Source organism: Mycobacterium sp. TH-M116 (genome assembly GCF_057473685.1).
Window position 1 is genome coordinate 1 of sequence record NZ_JBYCLC010000011.1, and the last position, 4,448, is coordinate 4,448.

4 protein-coding genes are annotated in these 4,448 nt (G+C 68.4%); 2 read left to right on the forward strand and 2 right to left on the reverse strand.

The window, feature by feature from the left end; all coding sequences use genetic code 11:
• Positions 1-5: 5 nt before the first annotated feature.
• Entirely contained in the window at positions 6-1,268 is a 1,263-nt protein-coding gene (locus AC2VOK_RS00245) for an amidohydrolase (protein ID WP_428898678.1), read from the reverse strand.
• A gap of 241 nt (positions 1,269-1,509) precedes the next feature.
• On the opposite strand from AC2VOK_RS00245, the gene AC2VOK_RS00250 reads away from it, so the two are divergent.
• Positions 1,510-2,184, forward strand: coding sequence for a TetR/AcrR family transcriptional regulator (locus tag AC2VOK_RS00250; RefSeq protein ID WP_428898679.1), 675 nt, complete (start codon positions 1,510-1,512; stop codon positions 2,182-2,184).
• Positions 2,181-3,119: a R2-like ligand-binding oxidase gene (locus AC2VOK_RS00255; RefSeq protein ID WP_428898680.1), complete on the forward strand. Its 939-nt coding sequence runs from the start codon at positions 2,181-2,183 to the stop codon at positions 3,117-3,119. Before AC2VOK_RS00250 ends, AC2VOK_RS00255 begins: the two co-directional genes overlap by 4 nt.
• Before the next feature lie 72 nt (positions 3,120-3,191).
• Here the strand turns inward: AC2VOK_RS00255 and AC2VOK_RS00260 are convergent.
• A partial coding sequence (locus AC2VOK_RS00260) for an NADP-dependent succinic semialdehyde dehydrogenase (RefSeq protein WP_428898681.1) occupies positions 3,192-4,448 on the reverse strand: 1,257 nt, incomplete at its 5' end.

Genomic DNA, 4,448 nt, shown 5'->3' on the forward strand with positions numbered 1-4,448 from the left:
GCAGCTCACGTACCGAGCAGTTCGAGCATCACATCACCGGCGACTTTGGCCCCGAAGGGGACCGCCGCCAAATCCACCCGGTAATCCGGACTGTGCGGGGAATAGGGGAACAGCTTCCCGGCCGCGAACGCCTCGGCGTACACCTGGGGGTCGGCCACCCCGACGAACAGGTAGGCCAGCGGCAGGTCAGGGTGGGGGCCTTTGAGCAGCTGGCAGTCTTCCGACGCCGTCACCGGGAGCGGTTGCGTCACCACGTGATCCGGCCCGATCGCCGCAGTCAGGGCAGCGGCGAGTCGCGCGCACAGGTTCTCGTCGTTGACCAGCGGCGTGCAGCCACCGCTGAGCGTGATCTGCGGGAGCTTGTCCTCGGGCATGCCGTAGGTGCGGGCGATGCCGTCGCAGACCGCCTTGATCCCGTCGAGCAGCCGTTGGCGCACGTGCGGGTCGAACCAGCGCAGGTTGGCCTTCAGCAACGCCTGCGAGGGGATGACGTTGTGCGCCGACCCGGCCTGCACCGCCCCGACGGTGAGCACCGCGGTGTCGTGCGGGGCGATCATCCGGCTGACGATCGTCTGGAATTCGACGACCGCCAGGGCGGCCATGAGAACCGGATCCTTGGCCAGCTGCGGTATCGACCCGTGGCCGCCGACACCGTTGAACACGATGTCCACCTGGTCGGACCCGCTCATCGTCGGACCGCCGGAGGCGGCCACCATCCCGACCGGGCCGGGCGCGGTGTGCATGCCCACCAGGTGATCGGGCCGCGGCACCGCGTCGTAGAGGCCGTCGTCGACCATGGCTTGCGCGCCGGCTATCAGTTCCTCGGCCGGCTGGCCGACCAGCACGGCCGTACCCGACCACGCGTCGGTAGCGGTGGCCAGCACCTTGGCCATGCCCAGCATCCAGGTCACGTGGGCGTCGTGCCCGCACACGTGCGCGACCGGGGTGGGGGTGCCGTCCGCGCCGGTGAGCTGCACGGTGCTGGCGTAGTCCAGGCCGGTGTCTTCGGCGACCGGCAGTGCGTCCATGTCGGCGCGGTACATCACGGTGGGTCCGGTGCCGTTGCTCAGCACGGCCGCCACGCCGGTGCGGCCGATCCCGGTGTGCACCTGGAACCCCAGCCCGGTCAGCTCGCGGGCGACGATCCCGGCGGTGCGGGTCTCGGCGAAGCCGAGTTCGGGATGGCGGTGCAGGTCTTTGAACAGTTCGACCAGTCGGGGCGTGTCGGCGTCCACCGCGGCGTCGACGAGTTGTGAGCGTGTTGCCATTGCTGCCGGCCTTTCGCTGTCAAAGCGGGCCGGAAGGTCGCCTCGGCGATCTCGGCGCGCCGATTCGGTCGCGTACCGCTTCATTCGACCCGCTTCATTCCACCCGTTTCATTCCACCCGTTTCATCCCACCGTAGACGACGCACGGGACCGATCGCGGTGCGGCAAGCGCACGCCGCCACCCTTGACTGTGACACAACTCACGGTAGAGTGACCAGTGGTCATCTACGAGGGGAGTCACCATGCCGACGGTGACGTGGGCACGCGTCGACCCCGCCCGGCGGGCCGCGGTGATCGCAGCCGCGGAGGCCGAGTTCGGGGCGCACGGATTCTCCGGAGGGAGTCTGAACGTCATCGCCCGCCGAGCGGGAGTCGCCAAAGGCAGCCTGTTCCAGTACTTCGCCGACAAACGCGACTTGTACGCCTACATCACCGACATCGGCAGCCAGCGGGTGCGCGCCTTCGTCGAAGACCTCATCCGCGAGCTCGACCCGACCCGGCCGTTCTTCGAGTTCCTGACCGACCTGCTCGACGGCTGGGTGTCCTACTTCGCCCAGCATCCACACGAGCGTGCGCTGCACGCCGCGGCGACGCTGGAAGTCGACACCGACGCTCGGATCAGCGTTCGCTCCGTCATCCACCGGCACTACCTGCAGGTGCTGCGTCCACTGCTCCGCGACGCGCAGGCGCGCGGCGACCTGCGGGCCGACGCCGACACCGAAGCGATGCTGTCGCTGCTGCTGTTGCTGTTCCCGCACCTGGCCCTGGCCCCGTACATGCGCGGCCTGGATCCGGTCCTCGGGCTCGACGAGCCCAGCCCGGAACAGCCCGCGCTGGCGGTGCGCAGGCTCGTCGCGGTGCTGGCCGCCGCCTTCTCCGCTGAGCCGGCCGTCCAACGATCCGAGGAGTTCACATGACACGCACGCACATCGGTTCACTCGTCGCGGGGGGCCTGAACTGGGAGAGCCTGCCGCTCAAGCTGTTCGCCGGGGGCAACGCAAAGTTCTGGGATCCCGCCGACATCGATTTCTCCCGCGACCGGGCGGATTGGGAAAAACTCTCCGACCTCGAGCGCGACTACGCCATTCGGCTGTGCGCGGAGTTCGTCGCGGGCGAGGAGTCGGTGACCCAGGACATCCAGCCGTTCATGTCCGCGATGCGGGCCGAGGGGCGACTCGGCGACGAGATGTATCTGACGCAGTTCGCCTTCGAAGAAGCCAAGCACACCCAGGTCTTCCGGATGTGGCTCGACGCCGTCGGCGTCACCGAGGACCTGCACCGCTACCTCGACGATCTGCCGGCCTACCGCCAGATGTTCTACGACGAGCTGCCGCAGTGCCTTCATGCGCTGTCGAGTGACTCCGCCCCGGCCTCACAGGTCCGCGCGGCCGTGACCTACAACCACATCGTGGAGGGCATGCTCGCGCTGACCGGCTACTACGCCTGGCACAAGATCTGCGTGGTCCGGGGAATCCTGCCCGGCATGCAGCAACTGGTTCGTCACATCGGCGACGACGAGCGTCGCCACATGGCATGGGGAACGTTCACGTGCCGGCGCCACATCGCCGCCGACGACGCCAACTGGGAGGTGTTCGAGACGCGCATGAACGAGCTGATCCCGCTGGCCCTCAAAGTGACCGAGGAAGGCTTCGCCGTCTATGGAGACGAGCTGCCCTTCGGCATATCGCCGGAGGAGATGCTGCAGTACGCCGGGGACAAGGGGATGCGGCGGTTCGGCACGATCTCCAGCGCCCGCGGCCGCCCGGTCGGCGAGATCGACCTCGACTACTCACCGCTGCAGCTCGAGGACACCTTCGCCGCAGAGGACGCCAAGGTGCTGGCCGCCGTTTAATGGCGAGCAGACGCAAAATCGCCCAAAGTCCCCTCGATTAGGGCGATTTCACGTCTGCTCGCGAACGGTCCGCTAGCCGACCCAGACGGTCTTGGCGTTGCAGAACTCCTTGATCCCCAGGCCCGCGAGCTCCCGGCCGTAGCCGGAGCGCTTGATGCCGCCGAACCCCAACTCGGGATAGGACACCGTCATGCCGTTGATGAACACCTGGCCGGCCTCGATGTCGTCGATGAAGCGCCGCTGCTCGGCCTCGTCGGAGGTCCAGGCGTTGGAGCCCAGGCCGAAGGTGGTGGCATTGGCGATCTCGATCGCCTCGTCGATGTCGGCGGCGCGGTACATCGAGGCGACCGGCCCGAACACCTCCTCGGTGTAGAGCGCCATGTCTTTGGTGATGTCGGTGAGCACGGTCGGCGGGTAGAACCACCCCGGCCGGTCGAGACGCGCGCCGCCGCAGCGGACCACCGCGCCCGCCGCGACGGCGTCGTCGACCTGCTTGGCGATCTCGTCGCGGCCGGACTCGGTGGCCAACGGACCCACGTCGGTGTCCGGGTCGGTCGGATCGCCGACCTTCAGCGCCGCCATCCGCTCGACGAACCTGTCGACGAACGTGTCGTAGATGTCGGCGTGGACGATGAACCGCTTGGCGGCGATGCAGGACTGGCCGTTGTTCTGTACCCGGGCGGTGACCGCTGTCGTGACCGCCTCGTCGAGGTCCGCCGACGGCATCACGACGAACGGGTCGCTGCCGCCGAGCTCCAGCACGGTGGGTTTGATCTCGTCACCGCAGATGGCGGCCACCGACTGGCCGGCCGGCTCGCTGCCCGTCAGGGTGGCCGCCGCGACCCGGGGGTCGCGCAGGATGCGCTCCACGGCTCCCGACGGCACCAGCAGCGTCTGGAAGCAGCCGTCGGGGAAGCCGCCGCGGGCGATGACGTCGGACAGGTACAGCGCGGTCTGCGGCACGTTCGATGCGTGCTTGAGGATGCCGACGTTGCCGGCCATCAGCGCGGGCGCGGCGAACCGCACGGCCTGCCAGAGCGGGAAGTTCCACGGCATCACGGCCAACACCACCCCCAGCGGCTGGTAGCGGACGTACGCCGTCGACGCCCCGACCGTGTCCGCGTCGGCCGGCTCGTCGGCCAGCAGCTTCTCGGTGTTCTCTGCGTAGTAGCGAAACCCCTTGGCGCACTTGAGAGCCTCCGCTTTGGCCGATTTCAGGGTTTTGCCCATCTCCAATGTCATCATGGCCGCGGTGTCGTCGGCTTCGGCCTCCAGAAGGTCGGCGGTGGCGTGGGCCCACTGTGCGCGCTGGGCGAAGGTGGTGGTGCG